The sequence below is a fragment of the Enterobacter sp. E20 genome, assembly GCF_000801755.2.
GTDB lineage: Bacteria > Pseudomonadota > Gammaproteobacteria > Enterobacterales > Enterobacteriaceae > Enterobacter > Enterobacter asburiae_B.
Window position 1 is genome coordinate 153,518 of the sequence record NZ_CP012999.1, and the last position, 16,065, is coordinate 169,582.

At 54.8% G+C, this 16,065-nt stretch carries 12 protein-coding genes; 4 read left to right on the forward strand and 8 right to left on the reverse strand.

The annotated features are described in order from the left end of the window. Positions 1–30 precede the first annotated feature (30 nt). A complete protein-coding gene (aldB, locus tag NI40_RS00690; RefSeq protein ID WP_039261144.1) occupies positions 31–1,569 on the forward strand; it encodes an aldehyde dehydrogenase AldB in 1,539 nt (512 codons plus the stop codon). On the opposite strand, the gene NI40_RS00695 is transcribed toward aldB, so the two are convergent. Further along, positions 1,566–2,531 carry a LysR family transcriptional regulator gene (locus NI40_RS00695; protein WP_065419815.1) on the reverse strand — a complete coding sequence of 322 codons (966 nt, stop codon included), beginning with the start codon at positions 2,529–2,531 and terminating at the stop codon, positions 1,566–1,568. The genes aldB and NI40_RS00695 overlap by 4 nt on opposite strands. Before the next feature lie 117 nt (positions 2,532–2,648). On the opposite strand from NI40_RS00695, the gene NI40_RS00700 reads away from it, so the two are divergent. Both NI40_RS00700 and NI40_RS22300 read left to right on the forward strand, forming a co-directional pair. After that, positions 2,649–3,389: a MipA/OmpV family protein gene (locus NI40_RS00700; protein ID WP_039261147.1), complete on the forward strand. Its 741-nt coding sequence runs from the start codon at positions 2,649–2,651 to the stop codon at positions 3,387–3,389. Positions 3,390–3,772: 383 nt separating this feature from the next. After that, positions 3,773–4,228 (forward strand): 4Fe-4S dicluster domain-containing protein, encoded by a 456-nt coding sequence (locus tag NI40_RS22300; protein ID WP_071884802.1) that lies wholly within the window; start codon positions 3,773–3,775, stop codon positions 4,226–4,228. Here NI40_RS22300 and NI40_RS00705 read toward each other — a convergent pair. The 4 genes from NI40_RS00705 to NI40_RS00725 form a co-directional block, all read right to left on the reverse strand. After that, positions 4,212–5,930: a ShlB/FhaC/HecB family hemolysin secretion/activation protein gene (locus tag NI40_RS00705; RefSeq protein WP_039261149.1), complete on the reverse strand. Its 1,719-nt coding sequence runs from the start codon at positions 5,928–5,930 to the stop codon at positions 4,212–4,214. The genes NI40_RS22300 and NI40_RS00705 overlap by 17 nt on opposite strands. Before the next feature lie 119 nt (positions 5,931–6,049). Next, complete coding sequence (locus tag NI40_RS00710) at positions 6,050–6,838, reverse strand: collagen-like triple helix repeat-containing protein (RefSeq protein WP_224979705.1); 789 nt, start codon at positions 6,836–6,838, stop codon at positions 6,050–6,052. Between the two features lie 629 nt (positions 6,839–7,467). Continuing rightward, entirely contained in the window at positions 7,468–8,724 is a 1,257-nt protein-coding gene (avtA, locus tag NI40_RS00720; RefSeq protein WP_039261150.1) for a valine--pyruvate transaminase, read from the reverse strand. A gap of 189 nt (positions 8,725–8,913) precedes the next feature. Continuing rightward, the gene (locus NI40_RS00725; protein ID WP_039261152.1) at positions 8,914–10,944 is read right to left on the reverse strand and encodes an alpha-amylase; all 2,031 of its coding nucleotides are present in this window, start codon (positions 10,942–10,944) and stop codon (positions 8,914–8,916) included. 314 nt (positions 10,945–11,258) lie between these two features. Here NI40_RS00725 and NI40_RS00730 point away from each other — a divergent pair, with 314 nt between their 5' ends. Further along, on the forward strand, positions 11,259–12,083 hold the full coding sequence (locus NI40_RS00730) for a protein bax (RefSeq protein ID WP_039261154.1): 825 nt from the start codon (positions 11,259–11,261) through the stop codon (positions 12,081–12,083). 40 nt (positions 12,084–12,123) lie between these two features. Here NI40_RS00730 and xylR read toward each other — a convergent pair whose 3' ends face one another. The 3 genes from xylR to NI40_RS00745 are packed head-to-tail and all read right to left on the reverse strand — an operon-like array spanning position 12,124 to position 16,036. Beyond that, on the reverse strand, positions 12,124–13,302 hold the full coding sequence (gene xylR, locus NI40_RS00735) for a D-xylose utilization transcriptional activator XylR (RefSeq protein ID WP_023309935.1): 1,179 nt from the start codon (positions 13,300–13,302) through the stop codon (positions 12,124–12,126). Between the two features lie 33 nt (positions 13,303–13,335). Beyond that, positions 13,336–14,517, reverse strand: a complete 1,182-nt coding sequence (gene xylH / locus NI40_RS00740; RefSeq protein WP_039261156.1) for a xylose ABC transporter permease XylH — start codon at positions 14,515–14,517, stop codon at positions 13,336–13,338. After that, the gene (locus tag NI40_RS00745; protein ID WP_039261158.1) at positions 14,495–16,036 is read right to left on the reverse strand and encodes a xylose ABC transporter ATP-binding protein; all 1,542 of its coding nucleotides are present in this window, start codon (positions 16,034–16,036) and stop codon (positions 14,495–14,497) included. The genes xylH and NI40_RS00745 overlap by 23 nt, the downstream gene beginning before the upstream one ends. Between the last annotated feature and the right edge of the window lie 29 nt (positions 16,037–16,065).

Sequence of the window (16,065 nt, forward strand, 5' to 3'; positions counted from 1 at the left end):
TTGATGTACACCAACAGCAAGGAGACGGTCATGACAAACAATCCTCCCTCATCGCGTATCCAGCCCGGCGAGTATGGTTTTCCCCTCAAGCTGAAGCCTCGTTATGACAACTTTATTGGCGGCGACTGGGTAGCTCCCGTCGACGGCGAATACTATTCCAACCTGACCCCCGTAACCGGCCAGCCGCTGTGCGAAATAGCCAGCTCCGGCAAGCGTGATATCGACCTGGCGCTGGATGCGGCGCACAAAGCGAAAGATAAATGGGCCCATACCTCCGTTCAGGACCGCGCGGCTATTTTGTTTAAAATCGCTGACCGGATGGAGCAGAATCTGGAGCTGCTGGCGACGGCGGAAACCTGGGATAACGGCAAGCCGATCCGGGAAACGATGGCGGCAGACGTGCCGCTGGCCATCGACCACTTTCGCTATTTTGCCTCCTGCATTCGCGCTCAGGAGGGCGGAATAAGCGAGGTAGACAGCGACACCGTGGCGTATCACTTCCACGAACCGCTGGGCGTCGTCGGGCAAATTATTCCGTGGAACTTCCCGCTGCTGATGGCGAGCTGGAAAATGGCGCCCGCGCTGGCAGCCGGGAACTGCATTGTGCTTAAACCGGCGCGTCTGACCCCGCTCTCGGTGCTGCTGCTGATGGAAATCGTTGGCGATCTTCTGCCGCCTGGCGTGATTAACGTGGTCAACGGTGCGGGCGGTGAGATAGGGGAATATCTGGCTACCTCGAAACGAATCGCTAAAGTGGCGTTTACCGGGTCGACGGAAGTGGGCCAGCAGATTATGCAGTACGCCACGCAGAACATCATTCCGGTGACCCTGGAGCTGGGTGGGAAATCCCCGAACATCTTCTTCGCGGACGTGATGGAGGAAGAGGATGCCTTCTTCGATAAAGCCCTGGAAGGGTTTGCGCTGTTTGCGTTTAACCAGGGCGAAGTCTGCACCTGCCCAAGCCGTGCGCTGGTGCAGGAGTCCATCTATGAGCGCTTTATGGAGCGGGCCATTCGCCGCGTCGAGTCTATCCGCAGCGGTAACCCGCTCGATAACGTTACGCAGATGGGGGCGCAGGTTTCGCACGGACAGCTGGAAACCATCCTCAACTACATCGATATCGGCAAGAAAGAGGGGGCGGATATTCTGACGGGCGGTCGCCGTAAGGTGCTCGGCGGGGATCTGCAGGAAGGGTATTACCTGGAGCCAACGATCCTGTTCGGTCAGAACAACATGCGCGTCTTCCAGGAGGAAATTTTCGGACCGGTGCTGGCCGTGACCACCTTCAAAACGATGGAGGAGGCGCTGGAGATTGCCAACGACACGCCGTATGGCCTGGGAGCCGGCGTCTGGAGCCGCAACGGTAATCTGGCCTATAAAATGGGCAGAGGTATTCAGGCCGGGCGCGTCTGGACCAACTGTTACCACGCCTATCCGGCGCACGCGGCATTTGGCGGTTATAAGCAATCGGGCATCGGGCGTGAAACCCATAAGATGATGCTGGAGCATTATCAGCAGACGAAATGTTTGCTGGTCAGCTACTCCGATAAACCGCTGGGGCTGTTCTAATCGCCCAGCTCAGGCCGTCCATGGGCGGCCTGAGCAATTTGCTGGCGCAGGCAGTTCAGAACGCCATCCAGAACGTATTGCACGCGCCAGGGCTGGTATTCGCGTTTGCGGAAGATGGCCGTCAGATCGAGCCACCACTCTTCCTGATGCGGGAAGCAGGGAACCAGCATCCCTTGCGTTAATTCTTTTTTCAGACTCTCTTTTGGCGCAAAAACAATCCCAAGATTATTTCTTGCCAGCTCCAGGGCCGTCTGCGTATTGTCGCAAATATAATTACCGGTCACCCGGTAGTCATGCACGCTATCACTGCCGTGTACGCGGAAACGCCAGATGTTTGCATCATCGATCAGCATGGAATCAATGAGAATACAGGAGTGATTAATTAAACCTTCAGGTCCCGTTAAGGGGTGTTTATTTAAATATTCCAGGGTAGCGAATGCCGTAACAGAATATTTTGTTAACACGCTGGCAACCAGACTTTCGTCTTTCGGCGGCGCATAGGTAATTAAAATGTCGCAGTCATCCGGAAAGGAAACGCCTTCTGAATATTCATTCCGATCCAGGTTATAGGTTTTCAGGGAGATGCGGATGTCACCGATATCTTCTATCTGATGGATCACGTGGCGCGCGAGATAGGTTACGATACCTGTAGGGGCATAGATCGTGACCTTTCCGCGCTTTTCATGCTTATAATCAGCAATAAAATTAACGAGTTGACTGTTCTTATCCAGCGTGGCATCAATGTACGGGAGTAACGCTTCCCCAAACTGGGTCAGGGCCAGCTGCCGCGTGGTGCGCTCAAAAACCTTGAGTCCAACCCGCGTTTCAAAATCAGACAGATATTTACTGACGTTGGCCTGCGCCATGCCCAGCAGGGCGGCGGCATCACCAATGCTGTGGGTGGCTGCGATGACGGATATAATTTTTAACTCGCGCGGCTTTAGCTGTAATTTATTCATCATGCACACCCATCTATATGATTTTGTATATAATATTATATAAACCGCAGCGTTGCATTGGCAAATTTGTAACCATTATTATGCGCCTCGCTTGTTTGGCATTTTAATGGATTACATGTAATGACTATTAAATACAATTTACTCATCGCTGCCACGTTATTTGCAACATCCTCAGCAATGGCCGGTGACTTTTCACTAGGAGCGGGGGCTGTATTTAATGAGTCTCCTTACAAAGGCTATAACGAAAATACTACCGCAGTACCGTTAATTAGCTACGAAGGCGATAGCTTTTATGTTCGCCAGACCACGGGCGGATGGATCCTGTGGAAAGACGCAAAAAATGAACTCAGCCTGACCGCATCGTGGATGCCGCTGCATTTCGATCCTGATGACAACGACGACCATCAGATGAAAAAGCTTGATGAGCGTAAAGCTTCTGCCTTCCTCGGCGGCGCGTACTACCGCCACGAAAGCTGGGGTTCGCTGAAAGTGGCGGTCTCGGGCGATGCCACGGATGAAAGCGGCGGTATGATCGGCGAGGTTTCATACTTCCGTCCAATCAGGATGGAACGCCTGACCCTGACGCCCTCTGTCGGTATTTTCTATAGCGACGAAAGCTATAACGACTACTACTACGGCGTATCCGACAGCGAGTCTCGCCGCTCAGGTCTGGATGAATACACCGCCGGTGACAGCTGGACGCCATACGTTGGCCTGGCGGCCAAATATCAGTTAACCCAGAAGCTGTATCTTAACGCCAGCGCGGTCTACACCGTATTGCCTGACGACGTGAAGAACAGCCCGATGATCGACCGCGACGACAGCTTCGCGCTGATGACCGGTCTGACCTGGCGTTTCTGATGCGCTAAAGCCGGGTGGCGGCTTCGCCATACCCGGCCTACATGGACAGCCATCGCAGTTTTACGTAGGCCCGTGCAAGCGAAGCGCCGCCGGGCATATTTGAGAGTACCGATCTCCCGTTTTCCCTTCCCGTCATGGCTTCCTCATTAATATTCCTGATACGCTAATGCGATCTGCGCCATCAATAAAGGTGTGCATCATGTGTATCATGCTTAAAGAAAATCAAACCGGGCACTCTCGTCCGGATTTGGCGAAAGGCGGGAATTAAGCACGGATATCAGGAGTCGTTATGTTTTATCCGGCTTACATTCGTTCTGACTTCGACGGTAGTGCGAGCGGCTATCTCAAAAGAACCGGCTTTTAATGCACGCGAGGCGTAACACATGAACCGATTTATCATGGCGGATGCGGAAAAATGCATTGGGTGCCGCACCTGCGAAGTGGCCTGCGCGGTGTCGCATCAGGACGCCGTCTCCGCTAATGCCTTTTCGCCCCGCCTTCGGGTGGTTAAGGGAAGTTCATACACTACGGCAGTGGGTTGCCATCAGTGCGAGGACGCGCCGTGTGCTAACGTCTGTCCAACCCATGCCATCAGCCGTACGACGGGAGCCTGGCTCGTTGAGCAGACGCGCTGCATTGGGTGCAAAAGCTGTGTGGTGGCATGTCCGTTTGGGGCGATGCAGGTGCGCCTGGAGGGAAATAAGGCGCAGGCGCTGAAATGTGATTTATGCCTGCATCGCGAAGGCGGACCGGCCTGCGTGGAGGCCTGTCCAACCCACGCGTTGCGCTGCGTTGACCCTGCCAGGATTCGGGCTGAAAAGCTTACTGCATTTTATTGAAATTCCACGTAAACGTCAGACTGTAGCGCCAGTCCCTGTTGCGACTGTCTGTCGGAACATCCCCGACGGGTCTTGCCGCCTCAACCGTGACGCTATAGTGGCGCGTATCGCCTATCATCACCCCGGCAGCCACTGACCCGAGCCGCTGATGAGGCAAACCGGACGTGTTAAACCAGGTTTGCGCGGTATCGGCCAGGATATAGGGTTGGACGGTGGCAAGCCAGGTGCTCTCTTTTCGCATCTTGATATAGCGCAGTTCTACCTGCCCGCCATAGCCGTAATCACCGCTTGCTTCACTGTCCTGATATCCACGGCCAAAGCGCTGGGCACCGAAGCTAACGCGTTCGGGCTCTGGCAACGTGTTATTTGACCAGTCTCCCTCCCAGGATGTTGATAGCCGCCATTTATCGGCAAACAGCCAGGCTGCGTCTAAATAGCTTTTTGTGAGCGTAAAATTAATATCGGGTTTAGGCGTTGAGACGATATCGGCACCCAACGCATCAATACCCTGTCGTACGTTGAGTCTGCCGCTGATGCTGGCGGTTGTGAATTGATGTGCACCATTGATACCCACTTCCAGCGCCGGATAACGCGCGTGTTGGTTGACGGAGTCCAGACTGTAGGTTTTGCCCTGCAGTCTGGCCTGCAGGGCATAGTCATCCCGGCGGTCGGTATAATCAAAACCGCTGGTCAGATTAATTTGTGATTTTTGCGTCAGCAGCAATGGATAGCCAAACGCGACGCCGCCGTTGTATTGCGTTGTTTTTTGCTTCGAATCGACCTGAATATTATTGGGCAAAGTGAGCAGGGGGGAAAAATCCCGCGGATTTTCACGGTAATAGCTGCCTTTGATCTGCATCGTCAGCCCTTCATCGTTTAAAAACTGCTGCCAGTTCAGACCCACATAGTTTTTTCGCGTGTTGCTATCCAATGGTATAAGCGTAGCCACGCCAAGCTGATCGCCATAGCTTGTCAGGTTGCTGAGCGTCCCGTTCAGCATCATTAAATCTTGCCCTTTACGGGTGTCGATCGTGGAGGCGATATTCCAGCTTCGCTCCTCATTACCGGTTATCTGCATCGCCGCCGCGCCATAGATATTGGTTGGCAGCTGCGCGTTGGCCGTGACCGGAACGTTCGGGGTGCGGGTCATCAGCTGGCTATAGCGATCGAACGTATCCTGAGACAGCGGTTTTTCCGCCATGATTTTTTCTGACAAGCGTTTAAGGCGCGCGGCGATATTGGGGTTGTTACTGGTTATGTCGCTGTGCGCAACGTACCCTTCGACCAGGACAATTTTAATATTTCCCTGCTGGAAATTATTATCGGGCAGCCAGGCATAAGAGAGCGGAAAACCGTCGGCCTTGTAGCGCGCCGTAATATCATTTACCAGCCCCGTAAGCGTTTTTAGCGGCACGGTTTTTCCGGCGTAAGGCCTGAAGGGGTTAAGTAATTCCTGCAAGGGATAACGCGTGCCGCCAATAAACTGAATGTGACGAATGGTAATGGGCGTTTCAGGCGTCAGCGTTGACTGCGGTTTTTCTATTTTGACTTTCGGCTGTGGGACGGTCTCAGTCTGTTCTGGGGCAACGTTGCGAGAAACTTGCGCCGGGTTATCAGGGTTAATAATAGAGGGCAGTGTATCGGCGCGGGCCATGCTCAACACAACCAGCCCCGTCAGCGAAAAAAGGAAATGGTTTTTCATCGCGCTATCCCTGTTCATCATTCCCGGTTAGGGGGAGTGTCGCTGTACGAAGCGCCCCTGAAGCAGGGGCGCAGAAAGGCAATAACCGTTTTACTGTTTTGGCGTCAGTAGACCGGTGGTTAACGTGTTGTTGTGCTGGCGGTAACGCCCGACGTCAGGGTATTGAGGGTTGTATTGACCGTCGCACCCAGGCTGTTGTTCGTGGCCGCCACATTTGCATTAGCTGTGAGAGAGCCTGATCCTCCTCCGGTCGTCGAGGTGGCGGGTTTCACTAGCGTACCGGTATCCGTCACCGTCTGGCCGACGTTTTGAACGACCTGACCTACGCCGCTAAGCCCGCTATTACTGCTGCTAACGTTGGTACCTACGCCGCTCACGGTGTTTCCTACCTGCGTCAGCAGGCCGTTGACCGGAGTACCCAGACCTGTTGTGGTGCCCACGCTTTGCGTCACGCCTTGTACACCGCCCAGCGTCTTGTTCACCACAGTCGTGGTATCGGTCGTTACCTGAGCTACCGCAGGGCTACTGACCGTGTTGGTTAAACCTGTGCCGGTGTTACTGACTAACTGCCCGGTACTGTTTACAACGCTGCCCGTCAGGCCTGTTACGCCGCTAACCGGTGTTCCCGATGTCGAACTTGCCAGGCCCGTGCCTACCGTAGAGACGGTATTGCCCAATGAGGTGACCGACGTGGTCACGCCCTGAACCGTCGTACCAACACCGTTCGCGTTGCCCGGATCGCCAATGCCGGAGGTGACGCCTGTCCCCACGGTAGAGACGGCGCTGCCAACACCGCTGACGGTGGTTGAAACGGTTGATGTGACAGGATTATTTGTTGGGATCTGGCTTCCCAGACTGTCCACCGTAGAGCCGACGCTGGTCACCGTTTTACCGGCATCACCCAGCACAGTATTCACGCCTGCAGTGGTTGTGCCGCCACTGCCCGTTCCGGTTCCTCCGCTGCCGTTACCTCCGGTTCCCGTTCCTGAGCCTGAGCCCGAGCCTGTCCCTGAACCTGAGCCAGATCCGTTACTGCCTGAACCACCATTGTTAGCCGTTGTGCCACTTCCATCACCCGAGCCGGTATTACTTCCGGTTGCAGGGTTATTTTTGGCTGTTGAGTGAGATCCGCCACCGCTTCCACTGCAGGCAGAAAGAGAGAACGCGAGCAGTACCGCAGCAGCAATTACGCTGATGCGACTAGCATTATTAGGTAGCATAAAAATACTCCACGCAATAGAACGCCGAGCGGCGTATTAGTGAGTATATGCAGTATTTTAAAAATGCACACAGACTCGCTCCGAGGATATTTTTTTACCAGCGCTGTTTGTTTTAAATCTTATATAACAATGAGTTAATTAAGTTATTATTTAACGTTTACTTAATTATTTTTGAATTACTATAGTGCCATTAAAACAACAGGAATTATCCTAAACAATCCCTTTAAATAATAGGGAAATAAAGCAGAAGGATATATCCTTTATAAAATATATAGATCACGTAAAAATAAGGCTCTTCATCCGAAGAGCCTTAATATTTAACAATTGCCTTCGCGCCAGGCTTTTTCAATTTCTTCGGCGAGAATTTTAACACCCGCTTCGATTTTTTCCGGATCGGGTACGTAGTTCATGCGCATGCACTGGTGCGTATGCGGCCACGGCTTATCCAGTCCCGGGAAGAAATAATCGCCCGGTACCATCAGCACGCCGCGCTTTTTCAGGCGCTGGTAGAGCAGTTCGGTGGTGATAGGCAAATCCTTAAACCACAGCCACAGGAAAATTGCTCCTTCAGGTTTGTGGATCAGGCAGCGTTCTTCCGGCAAATAGCGGCGAAGTATCGCAATCGTCTCCTGAACGCGCTGGTAATAGAATGGCTTGATCACGTCATTCGACAGACGCAGCAGGTCGTTGCGCTTAATCATTTCGCACATCATCGCCGGGCCAATGCCGCCCGGTGAAAGGCTGATAATGCCGTTCATATTGGTAATGGCGGTGATGATTTTCTCGTTGGCGATGATGATGCCGCAGCGGCTGCCCGGCAGACCCAGCTTAGAGAGGCTCATGCACAGGACAATGTTCGGGTTCCACAGCGGTCGTGCTTCGCTGAAGATAATGCCCGGGAACGGCACGCCGTAGGCGTTATCGATCACCAGCGGAATACCGTGCTGATTCGCCAGCGCATCCAGCTTCATCAGTTCGTCGTCGGTGATCACGTTGCCCGTTGGGTTAGTCGGGCGCGATACGCAGATCATGCCCGTCTCTTCACCAATATGCAGGTGTTCAAAATCGACGTGATATTTGAACTGGCCTTCCGGCAGCAGCTCGATGTTCGGGCGCGCAGAGACGAACAGATCCTCTTCCAGGCCGGAATCGGCGTAGCCGATATACTCCGGTGCCAGCGGGAACAGCACTTTTTTGGTGGTGCCGTCGGCGCGACGCCCTGCGAACAGGTTAAACAAGTAGAAAAATGCGCTCTGACTGCCGTTTGTTAGTGCAATATTCTGTGGTTCGATATCCCAACCCAGCTCGTCACGCAGCATTTCGGCGAGGAGTGCCAGCAGTTCGGTTTTACCCTGCGGGCCGTCGTAATTGCAAAGCGCATCGGTTGCTTTGCCGCTTTCCAGCATCTGAGCGAGCAGCGTCTGGAAATAGGTATTCATCTCCGGGATTTGAGCCGGGTTTCCACCGCCGAGCATGATTGCGCCCGGTGTGCGCAGCCCGTCGTTGAGATCCTCCATCAGGCGAGTAATGCCTGAATGGCGGGTAAATTTGTCGCCGAAAAGTGAAAACGTCATAGCAGGTGATCTGTCGAGCTTATTTTGAAAGTGGGTAACCATAACGCTAGCACCGTGCTGGTGCAAATCGGGTGATGTGGTCGGATTTGTTGTTTTATAGGGCGGAAGTGTATTTGTGTAGTGAATAGTTCTGGTGGGTTTCCCCAACCCTAACCCTCTCCCACAGGGAGAGGGAACTGGAATGTGCCGTTATTGATTACCTGCCCATACCACCATCACCTTATCGTCATTATGCTCGCGCACGAATCCATACCCCTCGTTCAGCGACAGCGTGGTTTGCTTGCCTTCACCAATCGCCGGATGGCGGGCGCGGAACTGGCCCAGCGTTTGCCAGTGGGCGACGGTTAGGGCCTGCTTGCCCGTGACGTCCTGCCAGTTCATATCTGACCGGGTGCCCTGTAATGGGTCAGAACCCGTCGGACCGAACGGACGCTCGGATTCATCACCGTAATAGATTTGTACGCTACCCGGAGCCAGCAGAAGCAGCTCCGCCGCGCGCTGGCCCCCTTCGCGGAACAGACGCGTATCGTGTGATGAGAGATAGCTCAGCACGTTGAAGCTTTGCAGCTTTTCCGCCATCTGCTGCCAGGTGAGATCCATATCGGCCAGACAATCCACCGCTTTTACCGCCTGCTCCTGATAGTCAAAGTTGATCATCGCATCAAAACCGTGGCGGTAATAATCGCTTTGCATCACCCCGTGGCCCCAGGACTCCCCGGTCATCCAGAACGGTGCGTTGTCGAGCTTTTTGTCCGGGTTCGCCCCTTTCCAGGCGGCCAGCGCCTGACTTGCCTGGTCTTTCAGCTGTTGCCAGGCCGCAAGCTCAACGTGTTTCGCCGTATCCACCCGGAAACCGTCGATGCCGTAGTCACGTACCCACTGGCTGAGCCAGTGGGTCAGATAATCGCGCGGGGTATATCCCGGGATGGCCTTCGCGTGGGTGTCGGGCTTGTGTTGGTAAAAGTTTGGCAATCCGGAAAGCGTCGTGGATTCCGTTTTCAGATCCGGCAGAAATGCCAGCGACATGGTCAAATCGTCGAAGCCGGGGTTGTCGTAATCGCCGATGTCCGTGCGGATCCATTTCTTGCCCCACCATTTCTCCCATGCGGCTTTGTCGCTAAAGTTGATGTAGTCGTTAAAGCTGTGCCAGCTTTGGCCCGCGCCCGGCTTCCAGTCCGTCCAGCGTTCTCCCAGCGTCTTTTTCAGCTCATCCCCCTGAAGGTACAGGGCACCAAACTGAAATTCCTGCATGTCTGCCAGCGTGGCATAGCCAACGTGGTTCATGACGATATCAAACAGAACGCGGATCCCGCGCTTGTGCGCTTCGTCGACAAGATGGCGTAAATCATCTTCGGTGCCCATGTTGGCGTCGAGCTTCGTCCAGTCCTGGGTGTAGTAGCCGTGATAGGCGTAATGCGGGAAATCCCCCTTTGTGCCACCGCCTACCCAGCCGTGGATCTGCTCAAGCGGAGAGCTTATCCAGAGTGCGTTCACTCCCAGCTGCTGTAAATAATCGAGCTTGCCGGCAAGTCCTTTGAGATCCCCGCCGTGGAAGGTGCCAATCTCCTGCATACCGTCTTTATGACGACCGTAGCTGTTGTCGTTGCCCGGGTCACCATTCACATAACGGTCGGTCAGCACAAAATAGACGGTGGCGTTTTGCCAGCTAAACGGCGCAGGCTTGTCGGTCTCGGCGCGCTCAAGCAGCAGCAGGCCGTTACTGCTGGCGGCTGGCTGCAGGGTTATTTTTCCATTCTGCACCGTCGCCGTGTGTTTACTGTAGTAGTCGCGCACCACGGAGCCTTCCGGGAAGGTACTGCTGACGTCCAGCGACAGCGGTTTACCGTCCCACTTCGGACACTGGCGGATGACGTTTGCAACCGGCTGTTCTGCGGCACTCTGAATCGTCAGCAGCAGAGTGGGCGTGCCGGAGCGAGTATCAATCCGCATCTGGTAGTCACCGTCGCGGAAAAGACGCCACTGCGGCGGCGTGCCGTCACAGGGCTTGAGCGACAGCATCTCATTGAGTTTTATCGCGTCCGCAGGCTGCCAGCACGTCTTGTCAAAACTTAGCGTCAGAGGACGCGTACCCTTCGCAAGCTTTGCCTGGCTGGTGAAGACCCCGGTGCCTTCGGCGCTAAATGCGCTAAACCCCGGCGATGACCAGTCGGCATGCGCCAGTGCGGGTAACATCAGAAAGGCTAATGCGGTACGTTTCATTCCTTTTTCCTGTCGCGGCATTTTTGACCAGTGTGCCATCAGGCGAGGGGCAAAAACTCATCCCCTGTCGCTTTCTGCCGGGAGGAAGCGTGAGGATGAGTGATCTCGCGCAAAATTAGGCAGTTATCTGCGATAGCGCACACAGTTTTTGTGGAATGATGTTTTTATGAGCAAGTTTCAGGTGACATAGTTTCAGAATTGGACTATTTCTATACGTGCTCTTGAAGTCTATTTTTGATATGATTTGAGATTCCGCTCTCAAATTTGTGAAAAAAATAAGGTGTTGGGATGATTACATCCGACCAGGAGACCTAATGATATCGACTCCCATTCGACGATATGGGGCTGCGATACTCATGTTACTCACCACGGCATTTTCGGGTGAGGTGCTTGCGAAGACGCACACGGATACAACGAGTAAGAAAGCCCACGTAATAAAAACGACAAGTAGTAAGGTTAGCAGTAAACAAGAGTATTCTCGCAATAGTGCAAAGAGTAGTTCACTTCCTGATTTGCGAAAATACCCTTCCGGAACACCAAGGAAAAAAGCGTTTCTCCGGACGGTAATGCCTTACATCACGAGTCAAAATGCCGCGATTACTGCGGATCGTAACTGGCTGATTTCCAAGCAGTACGATAGCCGCTGGTCGCCGTCAGAGCGCGCGCGTCTGAAAGATATCACGAGGCGCTATAAGCTGAGCTGGAACGGTAACACGCGTCGTGTGCCGTGGAATGCTCTCCTTGAGCGTGTGGATATCATCCCGGGCAGCATGGTTGCGACCATGGCTGCTGCCGAAAGCGGCTGGGGTACTTCTAAGCTCGCGCGTAGCAACAACAACCTTTTCGGCATGAAATGTGTGAAAGGTCGTTGTAATAATGCCCCTGGCAAGGTGAAAGGCTATTCGCAGTTTGAATCTGTGAAAGATTCCGTCAGCGCCTATGTGGTGAATCTGAACACGCACCCGGCCTACTCATCGTTCCGTAAATCACGCGCTCAGCTGCGTAAAGCGGACCAGGAAGTGACGGCCAGTACGATGATCCACAAGCTGAAAGGTTATTCGACAAAGGGACAGAGCTATAACAACTATCTGTTCGCCATGTACCAGGATAACCAGCGCTTAATCGCCGCCCATATGTAATCTCAAAAAAAACGCCTTCCACTGGAAGGCGTTTTCTTTTCTATATCAACACCTCGCTGTGGCGATCCCGATACTCCTTCGGCGTGGTGTCATACTCTTTGCGGAACACCGAATAGAAGTATTGCAGAGACGGGTAACCGCACATCTGCGAGATTTCGTTGATCGACAGCGACGTGGAAATGAGCAGGCTGCGTGCTTTCTCCAGCTTTTCAGCATGGATGACGGCATGAATGGTTTCGCCCACCTCTTCTTTAAAACGCTTCTCCAGATTCGAACGCGAAATGCCCACCGAATCCAGCACCTGATCGACCTTTATCCCTTTGCAGGCGTGGTTGCGAATGTAGTGCATGGCCTGAATGACGGCCGGGTCGCTTAAGGAGCGATAATCGGTTGAGCGACGTTCCACGACGCGGACAGGAGGCACAAGCAAACGCTGAAGCGGCAGAGATTCTTTATCGAGCAGACGATGCAGCAGCTTCGCCGCCTGATAGCCCATCTGACGCGTGCCCTGAGCAACGGAGGAGAGCGCCACGCGAGACAGATAGCGGGTCAGTTCTTCGTTATCAATGCCAATCACGCACAGCTTTTCGGGCACCGGAATGTGTAAGTGTTCGCAGACCTGCAGCACGTGCCGCGCGCGAGCGTCCGTCACGGCGATAATACCGGTTTGCGGCGGCAGCGTTTGCAGCCAGTCCGCCAGGCGGTTTTGCGCGTGCTGCCAGTTTTCCGGCGCGGTCTCCAGCCCCTGATAGACCACGCCACGGTATTTTTCCTGCGCGACCAGCTGGCAAAACGCGTGCTCTCGTTCGACGGCCCAGCGCTTGCCGCTGGTGGCCGGTAAACCATAAAACGCGAAGCGATGGACGCCTTTCTCTTTTAAATGAAGAAAGGCAGCCTCGACCAGGGCATGGTTATCGGTGGCAATATAATGGACCGGCGGATAGTGTTCGGGCGCATGGTAGGAGCCGCCGACGCCCACAATCGGGACGTCGACGTCGGTCAGCAGCTGTTCGATGACGGGATCGTCATAGTCGGCGATGACGCCATCGCCCAGCCAGTCTTTGATGTTCTCCAGACGGGTGCGAAAATCTTCTTCAATAAAAATATCCCATTCAGATTGCGACGCCTGCAAATATTCACCAACACCTTCCACCACCTGACGGTCGTAGGCTTTATTGGCATTGAATAACAACGTAATGCGGTGACGCTTTTCAAACATGGCTCACTTCCCAATTAAGTCACAATACGGTTATCAGGCCCGTCGCTTGGTGGCCGAGTCCATCCAGACTGCCAGTAAAAGAATGGCCCCCTTGACGATATACTGCCAAAACGTCGGGACGTCCATCATACTCATCCCGTTATCCAACGACGCCATGATAAATGCCCCCATGACCGCGCCCGCCACGCTACCGATACCCCCAGCGAGGCTGGTGCCGCCAATGACGCAGGCGGCGATAGCATCCAGCTCGGCGATGTTACCGGCGGAGGGCGAGCCGGCGCCCAGACGCGAGCTGAGGATCAGCCCGGCGATAGCGACCATCAGGCCATTAATGGCGAAAACCGCCAGCTTGGTACGTTCGACATTGATACCCGAGAGACGGGCAGCTTCAAGGTTGCCGCCAATGGCATAAATACGGCGGCCAAACGCGGTGCGCGTCGCCATAAACATACCGGCCAGCAGTAAAAGCGCCAGCAGCAGGACGGGGGTCGGGACACCGCGATAGTCGTTTAAAAGCCAGATGGCGCCCAGAACAATGACCGCCGTGAGCGCCTGACGCCCCACCACCGACGTTGACGCTGGAGAAGCCAGCCCCAGCGCCTGACGGCGCATGCGTCCACGCCACTGCCACGCGACAAACCCCAGCAACCCCACCACACCGAGGGTAAAGCCCACGCTATCCGAGAGGTAACTCTGGCCAATCTGCGACATGGCTGCACTGGTCGGGGAGACGGTGGTGCCGTTGGTGATGCCGATTAAGATCCCGCGAAAGGCCAGCATCCCCGCCAGGGTGACAATGAACGATGGCACCTTACGGTAGGCAACCCACCAGCCGTTCCAGGCACCCAGTACCAGACCCAGCACCAGTGTGACCGCCACGGTCAGCGGCAGCGGCCAGCCGAGCCAGACGTCAAAAATCGCCGCCACGCCGCCGAGGAGACCCATCATCGACCCGACCGACAGGTCGATCTCCGCGGAGATAATCACGAACACCATGCCCACGGCCAGGATGCCGGTGATGGCGGTCTGGCGGAGCAGGTTGGAGACGTTACGCGCGCTTAAGTACGAGCCATCGGTCATCCAGGTAAAGAACAGCATGATGACGATAATGGCAGCGATCATCACGAAAACCTGCAGGTTAAGCGCTTTTAGCCCCGCGAACGCACCGGGCGTCGGAACAGCGACTTTGATATCAGACGGATTGCTTTTCGACATGACGTTCGCTCCTTAAAGCGGCTTCCATCACCTGCTCCTGCGTCAGGTTCTGGTTAATCAGGTTGGCTTTCAGTTTTCCCTCGTGCATGACCAGCACGCGGTCGCTCAGGCCGAGCACTTCGGGTAACTCAGACGAAATGACAATGACGGCAATCCCTTGCTGTACAAGCTGATTAATCAGTTTGTAGATTTCATATTTGGCACCGATATCAATCCCGCGCGTTGGCTCATCAAGAATTAATATGCGTGGATTGAGAAGCAGGCAGCGCGCCAGAATCGCCTTCTGCTGATTCCCCCCGCTCAGGCGGCCTATCGCCAGTTCCGGCGAGGAGGTTTTGACCTTCAGCCGGGCAAGCGACTGGAGGATGCACTGCTGCTCGGCGGCGTCGTCCAGGCTGCTCAGCGCGCCGGAGAACCGATCGAGTGCCGCAAGCGTAATGTTTTTACCCACCGCCATCACCGGTACGATGCCGTCTTTCTTACGATCTTCCGGCACCATGGCAATGCCGTGGGCAATCGCCTGCTGGCAGTTGTCGATTTTCACCGGCTGGCCGTCGATATAAACCGTGCCCTCCCAGCGCCCCGGCCACACGCCAAACAGGCACTGTACGGCTTCGGTGCGCCCGGCACCGACGAGGCCGGCAATCCCAAGAATTTCACCGCTGTGAAGAGAAAACGAGACGTTATTGACGCGCTTGATGTGGCGGTTAACGGGGTGCCACGCGGTCAGGTTTTCCACGCGCAGCACTTCATCGCCCTTAGCGTGAGGCTCATTCGGGTAGAGCGCCGTCAGCTCGCGGCCCACCATCATGGTGATGATGTCATCTTCGCTCATCCCGGCGGCTTCACGCGTGCCGATGTGCTGCCCGTCGCGGATCACGCAGATGGTGTCCGAAATGGCTTTGACCTCGTTCAGCTTGTGCGAAATGTAGATACAGGCGATGCCGTGGTTTTGCAGATCGCGGATGATGTTGAGCAGAACCGCGGTTTCCTGTTCGGTGAGCGAGGCCGTGGGCTCATCAAGGATCAGCAGCCTGACCTGTTTATTAAGCGCTTTCGCTATTTCGACCAGCTGCTGTTGCCCCAGGCCCAGATCCCCCACGCGGGTGTCCGGTGAAATGTTGAGGCTAACCTGCGCCAGCAGCTTTTCGCAGCGGAGCGTCATGGTGTCGTAATCCAGCACGCCGCGGTGGGAAATTTCGGCCCCCAGGAAGATGTTCTCCAGCACGGTGAGATGCTTCACCAGTGCCAGCTCCTGGTGGATGATGGCGATGCCTTTGCGTTCGGTATCGCGGATGTGTGTCGCCTGGATAACTTCACCGGCAAAGACGATTTCGCCTTCGTAGCTGCCGTGTGGGTAGATCCCGCACAGCACTTTCATCAGCGTCGACTTGCCCGAGCCGTTCTCGCCGCACAGCGAAACCACTTCGCCGGGATTCAACCGGAGGCTGACGTTGTCGACGGCTTTCACCGTGCCGAAGCGTTTGGTGATGCTTTTCATTTCAAGTAAATAAGGCATAACCGCTCCACATAGCCCGAGGGAAGAAC